We start from the raw sequence: 16,743 nt of genomic DNA, 5'->3' as shown, positions 1-16,743 counted from the left end.
GTCGCCCACGTGAGCCTCACCGGCTCCGCACCAGCAGGTACAAGAAGTACGGCGTCCCGATCACCGCCGTCATCAGGCCCGCCCCGAGCTGGGCCGGGGCGATGACCGTGCGGCCCAGCAGATCCGCCGTGCAGACCAGGACGGCGCCGAGCAGGACCGCGACCGGGACCACACGGGTGTGCTGACGGCCCACCAGGGCGCGGGCCGCGTGCGGGGCCACCAGACCCACGAAGGCGATCGTGCCGGCCGCCGCCACCGCCGTGGCGCTCAGCAGCACGCCCAGCACCAGGAAGCCCAGCCGCCCGCGCGACAGGTTCAGCCCGAGCAGCCGGGGCGTGTCCTCGTCCAGCGCCACCAGGTCCAGCTCCCGGCGCCGGGCCACCGCGACCACCACCCCGACCAGCAGCACCCCGGCGATCGGCAGCACATCCGGCAGTGTCCTGCCGTACGTCGAACCCGACAGCCAGGTCAGCGCCTTCGTCGCGTTGAACGGATCGGTCAACACGATGAGCAGGCTGATCAGGGCCGTCGTACCGGCCGCCACACCGATACCGACCAGCACCAGCCGGTTCTGCTGGAAGCCGTCGCGGGCCGCCAGCCCGAACACCACGAACGCGGCGGCGGCCGACCCGGCGAAGGCAGCGCCCGCGATCCCCCAGGTCCCGGCGGCCGGCACGGTCGTCACCAGCAGCACCGCGCCCAGCGCGGCACCCCCGGACACACCGAGCACGGCCGGCTCGGCCAGCGGATTGCGGGTGACCGCCTGCACCAGCGTGCCCGCCAGCGCGAGCGCCGCGCCCGCGCCCAGCGCCGCCAGCACCCGTGGCACCCGGGTGTCCAGCACGAACGACACCGTCCGCCCGGCCCGGCCCTGCGCCCAGTTGACGACATCGCCGAGGAGCAGCTTGCTGTCGCCGAGCAGGACGGCGGCGACGGTGACCCCGATCAGGGCCACCACCAGCACGGTGGTGACGGCCAGGAAGACCGTACGGCTGCGGATGCGCAGCCGGTCCTGGGCCGCCGTGCCCCCGGTGTCCCGCGCCCGCGACGCCATCACGACCAGGAACACGGCACCGATGAGACTGGTGACGACCCCGGTCGGCACGGCCACCGCCGTGTCCCCCGGGACGAGGGCGCGCAGCACCACGTCCGCGCCCAGCACCAGGGCGGCGCCGACCAGCCCCGCGACCGGCACACCCACCCGGGTCCGGGTGAACCCCCGCTGCCGGCGGGCGAGTCCGCGCACCAGCGCCGGGGCGCACAGCCCGACGAACCCGATGGGCCCAGCCAGCGTGACCGCGGCGGCCGACAGCAGCACACCCAGCACGACCACCGTGACGCGGGTGGCCCGCACCGGGACGCCGAGCCCGCTGGCCGCGTCGTCGCCGAGCGCCAGCGCGTCCATCCTGCGGGCCGCCAGCAGCAGTCCGGCCAGTCCGGCCAGCACGAGCGGCGCCATCTGCGCCACCCCGTCGAAGCCGCTCTGCGCGATGCTGCCCTGGTTCCACTGGTAGAGACCCTCGGTCTCCTGCGGGAACAGCAGCAGCATGCCCTCGGTGATGGAGGTGAGCCCCAGCGCGAGCGCGGTACCGGCCAGCACCAGCCGTACGGTTCCGGCGCCCAGGCCCGACAGGGCGAGCACCACGCACGCCGCGGCCAGCCCGCCCGCGAAGGCGACCCCGGAGGACGCCAGCAGCGGCAGCGAGACGCCGGTGACGGCGGTGAGACCGAGCGCCGCGTAGGAGCCCGCGTTGACCGCGAGCGTGTCCGGCGCGGCGAGCACATTGCGGCTCACGGCCTGGAGCGCGGCGCCCGCCATGCCGAGCGCGACCCCGACCAGGATCCCGGCGGTCATGCGCGGCAGCCGGGACTCGATGACGACCGACGCGTCGCCCGCCTCGGCCCGGCCGGTGAGCGCCTTGACCACCTCGGCCGGTCCCACGGCGGCGGTGCCCTGGGTGATGTCGACGACGGCCAGGGCCGCCACCAGCAGCACCAGCCCGGCCGTCACCGCGGCGGCGCCCGCCCGGGACGGCACGGCCGCCGCGTCGGCGGTGGGGGTGGGTGCGGTGACCGCCATCGCGCTACTTCGTCAGGGCGGCGACGACGCCGTCGACGTACGCCGACATGGACGGCTGGCCGCCGAACATCCAGATGCCGTCGGGCAGCCGGTGCGCGTCCCCGGCCTTCACGAACGGCAGCGACGTCCACACCGAGTTGTCCTGTAGCTCATTGGCAAAAGGATCACTGGCCGCGTCACCCTCGTTGCCTATGTAGGCGAACTGGACGTCGTCGCCGAGCGTGGTGAGCCCCTCGACGTCCGTGGCGCCCAGCCCGTAGTCCGCGTCGCCCTCGACGGTCCAGGCGTTCTTCAGCCCGAGCCGCTCGTTGACCTCGCCGATCAGCGAGGTGCTGGTGTAGGGCCGCAGGGACACCTGGTTGGAGGTGACATAGCCGTCGGCGAAGGCGATCTCGGCGCCGTTCAGCCCGGCGTCCGCGAGGGCCTGCCTACCCTCGGCGATCTTCGCGTCGAAGTCCTTCTTGATCTGCTCGGCCTGCTCGGTGGTGCCGGTCGCCTCGGCGATCAGATCGAGGTTCTTGTTCATCTGGCCGATCTGGTCGGCCGAGTCGGCGGAGCGCACCTTGAGCACCGGGGCGACGTCACGCAGCTGCTCGACGGCCGCGTCCGGCAGGTCGGTGGTGGTGACGATCAGGTCCGGCGACAGCGAGGCGATGGCGTCCATGCTCGGCTCGCCCCGGGTGCCGATCTCCTTGGGCTCGTTCGTCAGCGGGGCCGAGGTGTCCCAGAGGCCGTAGCCCTCGATGTCGGCCACCCCGACCGGGTCCACGCCCAGGCTGACGAGGTGTTCGACGACGTTCCACTCGGTGCCCACGACCTTCTTCGCGGGACCGTCGAGCTTCACCTCGGCTCCGGAGGCGTCGGTCAGGGTGAGGGCGCCGGCGGACGACCCGGACGGGTCGGCGGCGGGCTCGGTGGTGCCACAGGCGGACAGGGCCAGCGCCCCGGCGGCGACGGCACAGACGGTGAGCAGGGTGTGTCGTCTCATGAGGTGGTGCGGAGCCTTTCGCTTCGGGTGTGGTGGCGGCCGAGTGCGCGGGTGCGCAGCCGGCCGGTGAGGGGATCGGTGTCGACCTCGATCCGGATGCCGTAGACCTCGCTGAGGCGCTCCGGGGTCAGTACGTCCTCGGGGCATCCGTCGGCGACGATCCGCCCGGCGGCCAGCAGGACGATCCGGTCGGCCACGGCCGCCGCCTGGTCGAGGTCGTGCAGCACGACCCCGACGGCGATGCCGTGCTCGTCGGCCAGGTCGCGCACCAGGTCCAGGAGTTCCACCTGGTAGCGCAGGTCGAGATAGGTGGTGGGCTCGTCGAGCAGCAGCACGCCGGTCTCCTGCGCGAGGCAGCCGGCCAGCCACACCCGCTGGAGCTGGCCGCCGGACAGATGCTCCGCCCCGCGCCCGGCCAGCTCGGCGACACCGGTCAGCGCCAGCGCGCGATCCACGGCGGCCCGGCCGCCCGGGTCGGCGCCGCCCCAACGGCCCCGGTAGGGGTAGCGGCCGAACTCGACCACGTCCCGCACGGTCAGCCCGCTGGGTGTGGGCCGCGCCTGGGTGAGCAGGGCGACATGACGGGAGAACGCGCGCGGCGACAGGGCCAGTCCGTCGATACCGCCGTCGATGACGACCTCGGCCCGGCGCGGCCGTTGCAGCCGCGCGAGGGTCCGCAGCAGCGTCGACTTGCCGCTGCCGTTCGGCCCCACCAGCGCGGTCACCTGGCCGGGCCGCAGGGTGAGGGCCGCGTCGTGCACGACGTCGACACCGTCGTACGCCACCGTCACGGCGGTCGCCGACAGCTGATGGCCGCGCAGACCCGGCCGCTCTTCACCAGTACTCACGCGGAGAAGGTTAGCCTACCCTAAGCACCCTCCGCCGGACCGGGCCGCCCCCTGTGACCAGGGCATCCACCCGCATCCACCGCCCATGGACTCAACTCGATTGCACCCCAGCCGACTTGACCCTTCGGCGCCGATCCGGAACCGTAACCAAATCCCTGCCGTGATCTTCGCCCCGCACTGGCCCGGGTGACTGCGGGGTCCCTAGGATGTACAGCCTGTAAGGCCAGTACGCAGGGCGCGGTACGGAGCTGGGGGATCGATGAGCACGGGTAAGAAGCTGTCCACGGAGATCGACGCCAACGTCCCGACAGCCGCCCGGATGTACGACTACTACATCGGCGGCAAGGACAACTACGCCGCCGACCGCGCGGCCTGCGAGCAGCTGGACCAGGTCGTCCCCAGCACCCGCCGCCTCGCCGTCAACAACCGCCGCTTCCTCCAGCGGGTCGTCAAGGTCCTCGCCCAGGACCTCGGCATACGGCAGTTCCTGGACCACGGCTCCGGCCTGCCCACCCAGAACAACGTCCACCAGGTCGCCCAGCGCCACGACCCCACCGCGCACGTGGTGTACGTCGACAACGACCCGATGGTCCTGGTGCACGGCCGGGCCCTGCTGGAGCAGGACGAGCGCACCGCCGTGATCCACGCCGACATGCGCGGCACCGCCGAGATACTCGGCCACGCCGACACCGAGCGGCTGATCGACTTCGACCAGCCGGTGGCGGTGCTGTTCAACTCGGTCTTCCACTGCATCCCGGACAGCGACACCGACGGCCCGCAGGCCGTGGTCGAGCGGTTCAAGGAGCGCCTCGCGCCCGGCAGCTACCTGGTGATGTGCCAGCTGGTCAGCGAGGACCCCGAGGTACGCAAGTTCGTCACCGACTTCATGAACCAGGCCACCCAGGGCCACTGGGGCCGGGTCCGTGAGCCGAGCGACGTCGCCGCCCTCTTCGACGGCCTGGAGATCCTGGACCCCGGCCTGGTCGAGGTCTCCACCTGGCGCCCCGACTCCGAGGTCGCCCCCCGCCAGCTCACCCACGAATGGATCGAGTACGGCGGCGTCGGCCGCGTCCGGTGACAGACCCCGGCGACTGTCCCGCCGGGTCCCGCGATCTCACCCCACGCGGCGCCCTCACTGCTCCGGGTAGCGCTCCTCCCGCGTCGACCGCAGCAGTTTCAGGGTCTCGCGCGGGGTGAGCGCGTCGTCGGCCAGCCGGTCCAGGGTGAGGCGGTACTCCTCCGTCTCGTCCCGGTCCTCCAGGAAGTTCGCACTCTTGATGTGCTCCAGATACACCACGTCCGGCAGATCGAGTCCGTCGAAGCGCAGAAAGGTGATCGGTATGACCGGCGCCGAGGCGTCGGTGACATCGAGCGGTACCACCTGCACCGTGATGTGCGGACGCTGCGCCATCTCGATGAGGTGCGCGAGCTGCTCCCGCATCGCCGCACGATCGCCCAGCACCCGCAGCAGTACCGATTCATCAAGGACCGCCCACAGCCGGGGCGGATCCTCGCGGTCCAGCAACCGGGTACGGCGGGTCCGCAGTTCGACCCGGCGCCGCACCTCGTGCTCGGGCGCCACGGGCAGACCCCGGCGGACGACCGCCTCGGCGTACCTCCGCGTCTGCAACAGGCCCGGCACATACTGGAGCTCGAACGTACGGATGGACGCGGCGGCCTCCTGGAGCCCCACCAGCCGGTCGAACCACTCCGGCATCAGCCGCTTGTCATAGCGCTGCCACCAACCCGGCCGGCCCGCCCGCTGGAGCAGCTCGATCAGCACCGACGTCTCGTACGGGTCGACCTCGTAGAGAGCGAGCAGCGCGCGGACATCGGTCTCGGTCGGTGGCTTGCGGCCCTTGCCCGCCTCGATCCGCGACAGCTTCGCCGGGCTGAAGCCGACCCTGCGCGCGGCCTGCTCCTGACTCAGCTCCGCGTCCTCGCGCAGACCCGCGAGCTGCACCCCGACCAGCATCTTCAGCAGGGTGGGGGCGGGCTCGGCGCGGTCCAGATACGGCTGGAGGCGGGAGACGCGCGGTGAATCGGCGGACATCCTGACTCCCGGCAGACAGCAAAAGGGACATCGACACTATCGCATCGCGCGGGCAGTGGACCGGCGTAGGTGCCCTCGGCCGCCCGGGAGTTGACGCGATCACCCCGAGGCGGGACCGGATCCGGGCCACCCGAACCACTGCCGGGCCACCCGGACCGTCCCGGGGCCGCCGGAACCCCCGGATCCGCCGGCACCGGCTCCGGCGACGGCGATTTCAGGTCAGATGGTCGAACTCCCCGTCCTTGGCGCCGGCCAGGAACGCGGCGACCTCGGCGGGGGTGTAGACGAGCGCGGGTCCGTCGGGATCGCGCGAGTTGCGCATCGCGACGCTTCCGTCGATCAGGGGGGCGACCTCGACACAGTTGCCCTCGGCGCCGCTGTGACGGCTCTTGATCCAGTCGACGTCCAGGGAGCTGGCCCGGACTCCGTTCGGTATGGACGGCACGGCGATCTCCTCGCTGCTCGTGTTCTGCGGGGTACCTGAAATTCGCGCAATTTCTCGTGCAATTGCACGCCTGGGCTGACAGTGTGGATAATAGCTGCGGCGTCAACCCCCGGGCGGACGCTGGATCATGACAACGCGTCAGGGAGCGCCGGACCGCCGGCCGAGCCCCGGAAAAGGCGGGGGACAGGTCGGGCCGATCGGACCGCCGCTTTCGGGCTTCTTCGGTTCGGGGGGATGCGAATCCTTCCGCGCCGAGTCCCTCTGGACCGAGTTCCTCCGAACCGAATCCCTCCGATTCGGATCCATCGATCCGGATCCTTCGAATCGGATCCTTCGATTCGAGTCCCTCCGAACCAAGACGACCGCTGCGGAAAGGCCCACGCCATGCGCACCGATTCGACGCACCAGCCGAACACCGAGCGCGCAGAGCACGAACCGCTGGCCAAGGGAGCCCCCCGGCCCGACCCGCTCGGCTCGCTGGGCGAGGTGCCCTGGCAGGCGATCAAGGATTCCACCGGCAGTGCCACCGCCGTTCCGCGGCTCCTGAGCAAGATCGCCTGGGGAAACCAGGACACCGCCGACGCGGCCCTGACCGAACTGCGCGACCGGATCTGCCAGTACGGCTTCGTGGTCCATCAGGCGACCGCCGCCGTCGTCCCCTACCTCTGGGATCTCGCCCAGCTGCCGCAGGTGAAGGTCAGGCCGCGGATCATCCGGCTGCTCGCCGCCGTCGCCGAGGCCCGCCAGTGGGAGACCACCGCCGCCGCGTACCCCAAGCTCCTCAACCACCGGGAGAACCACGTGGTCTGGGAGCGCGCCGCCCGCCAGGCGGTCCACGCCCGGCGCGGCCATGTGCGGCTGCTGCTCACGGAGAGGGACCCGGAGATCGTCACCGCCGCGAAGGAACTCGCCCGCAAGCTGGGGGAGTAGTACCCACGGAGATCCACCGGAAGGGCCCCGGACATCGAGCCGCTCCGCCTGCCCGAGGCGCTCGATCACCAGGCGGAACGGGCCTTGGCGACGGTGGCCCTCTGGGCGCTCAGGTCCGCGCCGAGCGACTCGGCGAGTGCGGTGGTGCCTTCCAGCGGGTCGAGCAGTGAGGTGCGGGCGATGTCGCTGCCGATGCCCGGCGCGAGCCCCGGTCTTCTCGCCGCTCTCCTGCGGGACGTACCACGGGTCCGGCGCCGAGAACAGGTTGCCGATCAGCGGATCCGGCCCCGGAGCGCGGCGTACTTCTCCGGGTTGAACCGGCCCCACGCCGTGCGCAGGCTGGTCAGTCCGGAGACGTCGGCCGTCCGTCGGTCCAGGGAATGACCGCCGACACCCCTCAGCACGGCGCCGGGATCACCGAGGACGGCGCTCTCCTCGTCGTCGGGACCGGCCCGGTCGACCCGTCCGCCGACGCGGGGCCCTCGCTCACCGTCCGGGAGCCCGGCGGGGCGGAGCGGGCGATCCCGCTGGACGGCCCGCACGAGAGCGTCGCCGTCGCCAAGGACGACCTCACCGCCCACGTCACCGGCGGTTTCCAGCGCGACGGCTACGGGAACGGCCTGACGGTCGTTGACCTGGAGTCGGCGGACACCCGGCGGCTGTCCGCCGGGGAGGGGCCGTTGGACATCGCGGTGCTGTGACGGCGAGGCCGCTCAGCGGTCGCGCAGTGCCTCCGCCAGGGCCACCGCCTCCGGGGCGAGCGCCCGTTCGCCGTCGGCGATGTCCCACAGCGCGTTCTGGAGCAGTCGGCCGAGCGTCCAGCCCCTCGCGCGGGCGCGGTCCAGTTCCAGCGCCTCGGTGAGCAGGTCGAAGCGGCGGCGGACGATCCGCCGGGGATCGGCGGCGACCACGTCCGCCCAGCGGCTGTCCAGCGCGGGCCACAGATCGAACCCGGGGTCGCCCGCGAGCGGTTCGGGGTCGATGGCCAGCCAGGGCTCGCGCTCGGCGGCGAGGACGTTCTCGTAGTGCAGATCCCAGTGCAGCAGCCGGTCGCCGGGCTCACCGGCGAGTTCGGCGACCGCCGCGGCCCAGTCGCCGACCCGGCGCCGGTCCGCCGGGTCGGACAACTTCCGTACCGCCCCCGGGGTCTGCTCCAGCATCTCCGCGGCGATGTCCCCCAGTCCCCGCAGCCCGGCGGGTGCCGGGCGGGCGACCAGCCGGGCCTGGAGTGCGGCCAGGGCACGCAGGGCGGTGTCGTCGTCCTCGACGGTGGCGAGACTGCGGGTGGCGTCGAGCCGCTCCAGCAGCATGGTGCTGGTGTCGGGGTCGTGGTCGAGCAGCCGGACGGTCCCGGCGCCGGCCCAGGTGCGCAGCCCCAGGATCGCCGCCGCCGTCTCCTCGCGGGGCAGCTGGAGCTTGAGCATCGCGGGCGTGCCGTCCGCGCGCCGCACCGGCAGCGTCAGCGACGCCTCCCCCGAGCCGGGCGCGCCGTCGCGCCGCAGCGCCCAGCGGTCCAGCGCGTCGGCGACGAGATCCGCCGATCCGGCGATCCACTCCGTGCCCCGCGCACCGAAGGCCCTGGCGTACGACCGGGCCAGCGCGGGCGGGACATCGAACGGCTGGGCGTGGCTCATGCGGTGGTGTCCTTGTGCGTCGGGTGTGCTGTTCGTTCGCGTTCATGTGAGCATGGGTGATCGTCCATGTCGATCGAAATCGGAGGAGACCCCGTGTCCCGACCGCCTCTGCCGCAAGGTGCCCAGGAGATGCTGGCCCGCCCCAACCCGTGTGTGATGGCCACCCTGCGCAAGGACGGCACGCCGGTGTCCACGGCCACCTGGTACCTGTGGGAGGACGGCCGGGTCCTGATCAACCTGGACCGGACCCGGGTCCGCCTCAAGCACCTGCGCAACGACCCGCGCGTGACCCTGACCGTCCTCGACGAGGGCAACTGGTACAACCACGTCACCCTGATCGGGCGGGTGGCGGAGATGTACGACGACGAGGGGCTCACCGACATCGACCGGCTGGCGGACCAGTACCTGGGCAAGCCCTACCCCGACCGGGTGAGCCCCCGGGTCAGCGCGTGGATCGAGGTCGACCGCTGGCACGGCTGGGGCGATCAGAAGGACAGCTGACCGGCCGCAGCCGCACCACGAACGCCTCGGCCCCGGACACCCGGACCCGCTGGACGTGCGCCGGGGACAGGCCCGCGTCCAGCGCCGCCGTCAACAGCCACGCGCCGGGCCGCGGGAGCCCGGCCGGGGGGCGCGCGGGGTGGGGGCGGGGGGGGGGGCGGCGGCCCGCCCCCCCCCCGCACCCCCGCACCCGCGGCCCGCGCGCCGGGGACCGGCCCGCGACCCGCGCCGCCGTCAACGGCCCGGCGCCGGGCAGCAGCACCACGGCCGTCCCGTCCGGGGCGAGCAGCCGGCGCAGCTCCCGCCACCAGCGCTCGGGCGCCCCGGCGAGCGCGCCCCGGGCCGGGACCTGACCGCCCCACGGCGGATTGCACAGCACCCGGTCCACGCTCCCGTCCGCGAGCGGCAGCCGGCCCGCGTCCCCGCGCTCCACGGTGACGGGCAGCCCCCGGGTGTTGGCGCGGGCCGCGTCCAGCGCCCGCCCGGACAGGTCGAACCCGAGACACCGGGCCGCCGGTTCGAGCACGGCGGCCTCCGCGAGAAGGGTCCCGGCGCCGCAGCACGGGTCCACGACGACCGCGCCGGGCCGCAGTTCCGCCATCGCGGCCATCGCCGCCGCCACCGGCGGATGCAGGGTGCCGGGGACGGTGTGCCGCTTGTAGGCGCGGCGGTGCAGCGGCCGGTCACCGGCGCGCAGCATCAGCGTCGCGTGCTCGCCGTCCAGGGTGAGCCGCCAGCCCCAGTGGCCCGGCGGCACCGGAACGCCCTCGCGCCGGGAGTGGTGGGGCACACCGATCCGCCGGGACAACGCCTGTCCCACGGCGTCCTCGGCGTCGTACCGGTTGAAGCCGCGGCTGCCGAGGAACGACGCCGAGACATCGATGCCGGTGGGGGCGGCCGAGCCGGTGGCCGTGCGGCGCAGGCGCAGCAGGGCGGCGATGTCGCTGCCGGTGACCAGCTCGGTGAGGAGGCCGAGGGACCGCCGGGCCGGGCCGATGTCGGGGCGCCGGGCCGCGAACAGGAACACATCGTCGGCCGTGCGCGGCGACGGCGGCGAACCGGAGGCGCGGAACCGGACTTCGCGATGGCGCAGGCCGGTGACGGCCGTGTCCGGGAACCGCAGGATCTCGGCGGCGACCGCGGACTCCAGACCGCGGACACACCGTGCCACGAGAGGCGTGTGCATGAGTGAGGGGCTTCTTCCACATCAGCGCCCGGGACAGCGCTCCGCTGCCCCGCGTCGCCGGCGACGGGGGTTCCTCGCTTCGCCGACGGGGGCTAGCGCAGGGGGAAGAAGTACGTCGTCATGCGGGGGAGTGTAGAGGGGGGGGACGAGGGGACGCCCGTGGTTTTCGAACGGGCGGGCGTCAGGGCCGGGGACGACGGACGATGGGCGGCCGTCAGGGCTTGGCCAGCGACTCGTAGTACGCCTTCTGGGCCGGGTAGTAGTCGGCGAAATCGGGGCGCGGGGTGTCGGTGCGGGCGGCCGTCAGCATGTCGAGGTAGTACTCCCAGCCCGGTCCGGTCGAGCCGGCCTGCTCGGTGTCGGTCAGATGGTGGACCAGCTGGAGTTCCGTGGTGCCGGCGGACTCGGTGAGCCGTAGCTCCATCGACCAGGCGCCGGCCGCGTCCTGGGTGGAGACCGCGAGACGGTGGGGTGGTTCGCAGGCGTCGATCCGGACCGGGAACCAGTCCGCCGACTCCTCGAAGCTCAACTGCACCTCGATCGTGCGCCCCGGACCGGGCTCGCCCCGCCAGGGGCCGAACCAGCGGGCCGTGCGCGTGGACTCGGTGACGCTCGCCCAGACGTCGGCGACCGGCGCGCGGTAGCTGCGGGCGAGGATCAGGTCGTGGCCGGTGGGCGTGGGCTCCAGCCGTCCGGTGGGCTCCGAAGTCGTCATGCCGTGTCCTTTCGGGGGTGGGAGGAAGGGTGGGGTCGTGGGTCGGCCACCGGTGGGTCGGGTACGGCGGTGGGCGTGGGCACCGGCGCGGGGGCGGGTGCCGCGGTCGGCGAGGTGTGGCGGCGGTCCCGGCGGGTGCGGTGGACCTCCGTGTCCAGCGCGTCCAGCCGCTGCCGCCAGTCGGGGCGGGTGCCGCCGAACTGGGTGAGCCAGCCCGCCAGCTCGGTCAGCCCGGTGGCGACCAGGGAGTAGTGGCGGTGCCGGCCGATCCGCTCGTCACGGACCAGCCCGCTCTCGCGCAGCACCCGCAGATGACGGCTGACCGCCGGGCGCGTGATGGTGAACCGGGCGGCGATCTCACCGGCCGTGAGCGGGGTGTGCCGCAGCATCACCAGGATCTCCCGGCGGACAGGATCGGCGATGGCCTCGGCGGCATCGGACAGCTCGTCCATGGCTGAAGCGTAACCCATGGGTTACGCGTGAGGGCAAGAGGCGCGGGGCGGGCCGTCGATCCGAACGTCGGAACCGAACCGTGATCAAAGGGCAACCACCCTTTGCCCACAGGGCTAGCCTGGCGCCGGTACATATAGTTAGGCTTACCTAAGTCTTTGCGTGGTGACAGATCGCCGCGCTGTGGAACACGGTCCGGGGGGATACGTGAGGAGAGCGGACCCACGGGGCCGGAAGCTGCTGCGGCGTGCCGTCGGCGGGCAGCGGCGCGATGTCGCGGTCGGCGCGGTGCTGGGCATGGGTCATCAGACCGGCGAGGCCCTGGTGCCCGTGGTCATCGGACTCGCCGTCGAGCGCGGGGTGGTGGACGGCGACGTCCCCGGACTGCTGCTCTGGCTGGGCGTCCTGGCCGTCGTCTACGTCGCCCTGTCCTTCAGCTTCCGGTTCAGCGCCCGCGCCGGGGAACGCGCCGCCGTGACGGCCGCTCACCGGCTGCGCACCGAACTGATCGGCCGGGTCCTGGCACCCGAAGGCGGCGCGGACGAGGGCCGGTTGCCCGGCGAACTCGCCAACACCGCCACCGAGGACGCCCGTCGGGTCGGCGCCGTCACCATGGCGCTGATCGTCGCCCTCGCGGCCACCGCCGGACTCGTGGTCGCCGCCGTCGCCCTGCTGATGGTCTCCGTCACCCTCGGACTGCTCGTCCTGCTCGGCACCCCGCTGCTGCTGTGGCTCGGCCATCTCCTCAGCGCCCCGCTGGAGCGGCGCAGCGAGACCGAACAGGACCGCGCCGCTCGCGCCTCCGGTGTCGCCGCCGACCTGGTGGCCGGACTCCGGGTCCTCAAGGGCATCGGCGCCGAGACCGCCGCCGTCGCCCGCTACCGGAAGGTCAGCGGCGACTCCCTGTCCGCCACCCTGCGCGCCGCCCGCGCCGAAGCCTGGCAGCAGGGCGTGGTGACCATGCTCACCGGCGCGTTCATCGCGCTGGTCGCCCTCGTCGGCGGACGGCTCGCCGCCCAGGGTGACATCGGGCTCGGCGAACTCGTCTCCTGCGTCGCCCTCGCCCTCTTCCTCATCGGCCCGCTCTCCGAGTTCTCCTGGGTCAACGCCGAACTCGCCCAGGGCCGCGCCTCCGCCACCCGTATCGCCGCCGTCCTGGACGCCGAGGGAGCCGTGCCGAACCCGCCCGCCACCGCATCGCCCGCCCGCACCGGACGGCTGCGCCTGCGCGACCTGTCCTACGGCGGTGTCCGCGGCCTCGATCTCGACATCGCGCCCGGGGAGATCCTCGGCGTCGTCGCCACCGACCCTGCCGACACCACCGCGCTGCTGCGCTGCCTGGCCCGGGGCGCCGACCCGGACACCGGGGCCGTCGAACTCGACGGAACCGACCTGACCGCGCTCGCCCTCGCCGACGTCCGCGCCGCGATCCTCGTCGCCGAGCACGACGCCGACCTGTTCGAGGGCACCCTGCTGGAGAACGTCACCGCCGCCCTGCCCGACCGGACCTCGGTCCCGGTGGCCGCCATGGCCGCGTCCGGCACCGACGAGGTCGCCCGCGCCCTGCCCGACGGCGTGCACACGCCCGTCACCTCCCGGGGCCGCTCGCTCTCCGGCGGCCAGCGCCAGCGCGTGGCCCTCGCCCGCGCCCTCGCCGCCGACCCGCCCGTCCTGGTCGTCCACGAACCGGCGACCGCCGTCGACGCCGTGACGGAGGCCCGGATCGCCGACGGCATCAGGGACGTACGCCGGGGCCGCACCACGCTCCTGGTCACCAACAGCCCCGCCCTGCTGGCCGTCACCGACCGGGTGGTCCTGCTCGACGGCGGCACGGTCACGGCGAGCGGCACCCACACCTCGCTGGTCCGGGAGTCCGGCACCTACCGCACGGCGGTGCTCGCATGACCGAGCAGCGGCCCACCCCCCGTACCGACTCGCCCGACCTGCTCCCCACCGCCACCGGCGCCCGCACCCGGGCCGCCGTCGCCGAACTGCTGCGCCCGATGCGCGCCTCCGCCCTGCTCGCGCTCGCCGTCATGGTCGGCGCCACCGCCATCGGCCTGCTGGTGCAGCCGCTGCTGGGCCGGATCGTCGACCTCGCCGCCGACCGGGGCTCCGTCGACGCCGTCACCACCACGGCCGCCCTGCTGGTCGCCGTCGCGGTGGCACAGGGCCTCAGCACCGGATACGGGCTGTCCCTGCTGTCCCGGCTGGGCGAGACCGCCCTCGCCCGGCTGCGCGAACGGTTCGTCGAACGCGCCCTGGCCCTGCCCCTGGACCGGGTCGAGAAGGCGGGCGCCGGGGACCTCACCGCCCGGGTCACCGCCGATGTCTCCCTGATCGCCGAGGCCGTCCGCAACGCCCTGCCGGAACTGGCCCGTTCGCTGCTCACCATCGTCCTCACCTTCGGCGCGCTGGCCCTGCTCGACTGGCGGTTCCTGCTGGCCGCGCTGCTCGCCGTGCCGGTCCAGGCGGCCACCGCCCGCTGGTACGTGCGCCGGGCCGTACCGCTGTACGCCGCGCAGCGCGTCGCCGCGGGCGCCCAGCAGCAGCAACTTCTGGACACCGTCGCGGGCAGCTCCACCGTGCGGGCGCTGCGCATGGAGGGCGAGCACACCGAGCGGGTCGCCGAACGGTCCCGGTCCGTGGTGGAGCTGACCATGCGGGGCGTCCGGCTCGTCCTCGGCTTCTACAGCAGGCTGCACATCGCCGAGTACCTCGGGCTCGCCGCCGTCCTGTTCACCGGCTACTGGCTGGTCCGCGAGGACGCCGCCTCCATCGGTACGGCGACCGCCGCCGCCCTGTACTTCCACAGCCTGTTCGGGCCGGTCAACGCCGCCCTCGCGCTGCTGGACGACGCCCAGTCGGCGACCGCAGGACTGGCCCGCCTCGTCGGCGTCACCGACCTGCCCGCGGAGCCGGACGCGGGACACGCCGTGCGGCCCGGCGGCGTCGACGTCACCGTGCGCGGACTCGGCCACGCCTACCGGCTGGGCCACCCCGTGCTGCACGACATCGACCTGACGATCCGGCACGGCGAACGCGTCGCGCTGGTCGGGGCCAGCGGCGCGGGCAAGACCACCCTGGCCCGGCTCGTCGCCGGTATCCAGCCGCCCGCCTCCGGCACGGTCCTGGTCGGCGGGGTGCCGCCCACCGAACTCGGCGCCACCGGCACCCTCGCCCTGATCACCCAGGAGACCCATGTCTTCGCGGGCCCCCTCGCCGACGACCTCCGGCTCGCCAAACCCGATGCCACCGACGGTGAACTGCGCGCCGCCCTCGACCGTGTCGAAGCCCTCACCTGGGCCGACGCGCTGCCCGACGGACTGGACACGGTCGTCGGCGACGACGGCCACAAGCTCAGCGGCGCCCAGACCCAGGCCCTCGCGCTGGCCCGGCTGATCCTCGCCGACCCGCCCCTGGTGATCCTCGACGAGGCCACCGCCGAGGCCGGCAGCGCCGGGGCCCGCGCCCTGGAGAAGGGCGTCGCCCGTGCCGTCGACGGCCGCACCGCGCTGATCGTCGCCCACCGGCTCAGCCAGGCCGCCGCCGCCGACCGGGTCGTCGTCATGGACGGCGGCCGGATCGTCGAGACCGGCACCCACGACGGGCTGCGCGCGGCCGGCGGACGCTACGCCGCCCTCTGGGACGCCTGGTCGGACACCCGCGACACCCCCGACCCGCACCCCTAGCCCCGCCCCCCCACGGCCACCCCCGGCCACACCCCCCCCACGTCGCACACCCGCACGACCCCGCTCCACAGGAACCCGAAACCGAAGGACCACCGATGTTCCGCTCCCGCAGGGCGCCCCGGATCGCCGCCGCGCTCGCCAGTGCCACCCTCCTGTTCGCCACGGCCGCGTGCGGCGGTGACGACGACTCAGGATCCGACTCCGCGGCGACCGGTACGGAGGGCAGCTCCTCCGGCGCGTTCCCGGTCACCCTCGACCACAAGTACGGCAGCACCACCATCGAGTCCGAGCCCCAGCGGATCGTCACCGTCGGCCTCACCGACCAGGACTCCGTCCTCGCCCTCGGCGAGGTCCCGGTCGGCACCACCGAATGGCTCGGCGGCTACGACGGTGCCGTCGGCCCCTGGGCCGCCGACAAGCTCGCCGGCGCCGAGACCCCGACCGTGCTCACGGACACCGGGACGGGCCCGCAGGTGGAGAAGATCGCCGCCCTCGACCCCGATCTGATCCTCGCCGTGTACGGCGGGCTCACCGAGGAGCAGTACGAGTCGCTGTCGAAGTTCGCGCCGGTCGTCGCCCAGCCGAAGCAGTACAACGACTACGGCGTGTCGTGGCAGGAGCAGACCGAGATCATCGGCAAGGCGCTCGGCAAGGAGGACGAGGCCGCCGCGGCCGTCAAGGCGACCGAGGACGCGATCAGCTCCGCCGCCGCCGAGAACCCCGCGTTCAAGGGCGCCTCGGCGGTGGTGGCCACGCCGTACGAGGGCATGTTCGTCTTCGGCAGCCAGGACCCGCGCTCGCATCTGCTCGGTGACCTCGGCTTCAGCCTGCCCGCCGACCTGGACGAGCTGATCGGCGACCAGTTCGGCGCCAACATCAGCAAGGAGCGCACCGACCTGCTCGACCAGGACGCCGTGGTCTGGCAGGTCACCGACGTCGCCAAGGACCCCGGCACCCTGCACGAGGACGCCTCGTACAAGGACCTGAACGTGGTGAAGCAGGGCCGCGAGGTCTTCGTCTCCGAGAGCAGTGACTACGGCAACGCGCTGTCCATGGGCACGGTGCTGAGCCTGCCGTACGTCGTGGAGCGGCTGGTGCCGCAGCTCGCGGCGGCCGTCGACGGCGACGTCGACACGAAGGTTGTGCCGGTTGGGGTTTAACCACACCCACACCCCCACACCCCCGACCCACAGGGGGGGCGGGGTGGGGTGGGGGCCGGGG

General features: G+C 73.5%; 16 protein-coding genes. 7 read left to right on the top strand and 9 right to left on the bottom strand.

Annotation, left to right across the window (positions count from 1 at the left end):
* Window positions 1-16: 16 nt before the first annotated feature.
* Genes ACFXAZ_RS26455 through ACFXAZ_RS26445 form a run of 3 tightly spaced genes read right to left on the bottom strand, consistent with a single transcriptional unit; the run spans window position 17 to window position 3,916 of the window.
* On the bottom strand, window positions 17-2,080 hold the full coding sequence (locus tag ACFXAZ_RS26455; protein ID WP_384596135.1) for an iron ABC transporter permease: 2,064 nt from the start codon (window positions 2,078-2,080) through the stop codon (window positions 17-19).
* Window positions 2,081-2,084: 4 nt separating this feature from the next.
* Window positions 2,085-3,068 carry an ABC transporter substrate-binding protein gene (locus ACFXAZ_RS26450; RefSeq protein WP_384596132.1) on the bottom strand — a complete coding sequence of 328 codons (984 nt, stop codon included), beginning with the start codon at window positions 3,066-3,068 and terminating at the stop codon, window positions 2,085-2,087.
* Window positions 3,065-3,916 carry an ABC transporter ATP-binding protein gene (locus tag ACFXAZ_RS26445; RefSeq protein ID WP_384596129.1) on the bottom strand — a complete coding sequence of 284 codons (852 nt, stop codon included), beginning with the start codon at window positions 3,914-3,916 and terminating at the stop codon, window positions 3,065-3,067. Before ACFXAZ_RS26445 ends, ACFXAZ_RS26450 begins: the two co-directional genes overlap by 4 nt.
* 259 nt (window positions 3,917-4,175) lie before the next feature.
* Between ACFXAZ_RS26445 and ACFXAZ_RS26440 the strand changes: the two genes are divergently transcribed.
* On the top strand, window positions 4,176-4,994 hold the full coding sequence (locus tag ACFXAZ_RS26440; RefSeq protein ID WP_384596126.1) for an SAM-dependent methyltransferase: 819 nt from the start codon (window positions 4,176-4,178) through the stop codon (window positions 4,992-4,994).
* Between the two features lie 54 nt (window positions 4,995-5,048).
* Here ACFXAZ_RS26440 and ACFXAZ_RS26435 read toward each other — a convergent pair whose 3' ends face one another.
* Together ACFXAZ_RS26435 and ACFXAZ_RS26430 are read right to left on the bottom strand one after the other, a co-directional pair.
* On the bottom strand, window positions 5,049-5,969 hold the full coding sequence (locus ACFXAZ_RS26435) for a helix-turn-helix domain-containing protein (RefSeq protein ID WP_384596123.1): 921 nt from the start codon (window positions 5,967-5,969) through the stop codon (window positions 5,049-5,051).
* A gap of 214 nt (window positions 5,970-6,183) precedes the next feature.
* Window positions 6,184-6,414 (bottom strand): DUF397 domain-containing protein, encoded by a 231-nt coding sequence (locus ACFXAZ_RS26430; protein WP_382688319.1) that lies wholly within the window; start codon window positions 6,412-6,414, stop codon window positions 6,184-6,186.
* Window positions 6,415-6,798: 384 nt separating this feature from the next.
* Between ACFXAZ_RS26430 and ACFXAZ_RS26425 the strand changes: the two genes are divergently transcribed.
* Entirely contained in the window at window positions 6,799-7,344 is a 546-nt protein-coding gene (locus tag ACFXAZ_RS26425; RefSeq protein ID WP_384596120.1) for a hypothetical protein, read from the top strand.
* Window positions 7,345-7,724: 380 nt separating this feature from the next.
* Window positions 7,725-8,045, top strand: coding sequence for a hypothetical protein (locus ACFXAZ_RS26420; protein WP_384596117.1), 321 nt, complete (start codon window positions 7,725-7,727; stop codon window positions 8,043-8,045).
* Window positions 8,046-8,057: 12 nt separating this feature from the next.
* Here the strand turns inward: ACFXAZ_RS26420 and ACFXAZ_RS26415 are convergent, their stop codons facing one another.
* Window positions 8,058-8,978, bottom strand: a complete 921-nt coding sequence (locus ACFXAZ_RS26415) for an aminoglycoside phosphotransferase family protein (protein WP_384596114.1) — start codon at window positions 8,976-8,978, stop codon at window positions 8,058-8,060.
* Window positions 8,979-9,071: 93 nt separating this feature from the next.
* Here ACFXAZ_RS26415 and ACFXAZ_RS26410 point away from each other — a divergent pair, with 93 nt between their 5' ends.
* Complete coding sequence (locus ACFXAZ_RS26410; RefSeq protein WP_384596111.1) at window positions 9,072-9,479, top strand: PPOX class F420-dependent oxidoreductase; 408 nt, start codon at window positions 9,072-9,074, stop codon at window positions 9,477-9,479.
* Here ACFXAZ_RS26410 and ACFXAZ_RS26405 read toward each other — a convergent pair.
* The 3 genes from ACFXAZ_RS26405 to ACFXAZ_RS26395 all read right to left on the bottom strand — a co-directional run bounded on the left by ACFXAZ_RS26405 (window position 9,421) and on the right by ACFXAZ_RS26395 (window position 11,832).
* The gene (locus ACFXAZ_RS26405) at window positions 9,421-10,665 is read right to left on the bottom strand and encodes a TRM11 family SAM-dependent methyltransferase (protein WP_384596108.1); all 1,245 of its coding nucleotides are present in this window, start codon (window positions 10,663-10,665) and stop codon (window positions 9,421-9,423) included. The genes ACFXAZ_RS26410 and ACFXAZ_RS26405 overlap by 59 nt on opposite strands.
* A gap of 214 nt (window positions 10,666-10,879) precedes the next feature.
* Window positions 10,880-11,380: an SRPBCC family protein gene (locus tag ACFXAZ_RS26400; protein WP_384596105.1), complete on the bottom strand. Its 501-nt coding sequence runs from the start codon at window positions 11,378-11,380 to the stop codon at window positions 10,880-10,882.
* Window positions 11,377-11,832 (bottom strand): metalloregulator ArsR/SmtB family transcription factor, encoded by a 456-nt coding sequence (locus tag ACFXAZ_RS26395; RefSeq protein WP_384596102.1) that lies wholly within the window; start codon window positions 11,830-11,832, stop codon window positions 11,377-11,379. The genes ACFXAZ_RS26400 and ACFXAZ_RS26395 overlap by 4 nt, the downstream gene beginning before the upstream one ends.
* Window positions 11,833-12,037: 205 nt before the next feature.
* Here ACFXAZ_RS26395 and ACFXAZ_RS26390 point away from each other — a divergent pair, with 205 nt between their 5' ends.
* From ACFXAZ_RS26390 to ACFXAZ_RS26380, 3 genes are all read left to right on the top strand, one after another.
* On the top strand, window positions 12,038-13,735 hold the full coding sequence (locus ACFXAZ_RS26390; protein WP_384596099.1) for an ABC transporter ATP-binding protein: 1,698 nt from the start codon (window positions 12,038-12,040) through the stop codon (window positions 13,733-13,735).
* On the top strand, window positions 13,732-15,522 hold the full coding sequence (locus ACFXAZ_RS26385; RefSeq protein ID WP_384596096.1) for an ABC transporter ATP-binding protein: 1,791 nt from the start codon (window positions 13,732-13,734) through the stop codon (window positions 15,520-15,522). Before ACFXAZ_RS26390 ends, ACFXAZ_RS26385 begins: the two co-directional genes overlap by 4 nt.
* A gap of 95 nt (window positions 15,523-15,617) precedes the next feature.
* Complete coding sequence (locus tag ACFXAZ_RS26380) at window positions 15,618-16,682, top strand: iron-siderophore ABC transporter substrate-binding protein (protein ID WP_384596093.1); 1,065 nt, start codon at window positions 15,618-15,620, stop codon at window positions 16,680-16,682.
* Window positions 16,683-16,743: the final 61 nt, after the last annotated feature.

Source organism: Streptomyces sp. NPDC059477, assembly GCF_042749375.1.
GTDB lineage: Bacteria > Actinomycetota > Actinomycetes > Streptomycetales > Streptomycetaceae > Streptomyces.
The sequence above is the reverse complement of the archived record's forward strand: the minus strand, read 5'-3'. Positions and strand labels throughout refer to the sequence as shown.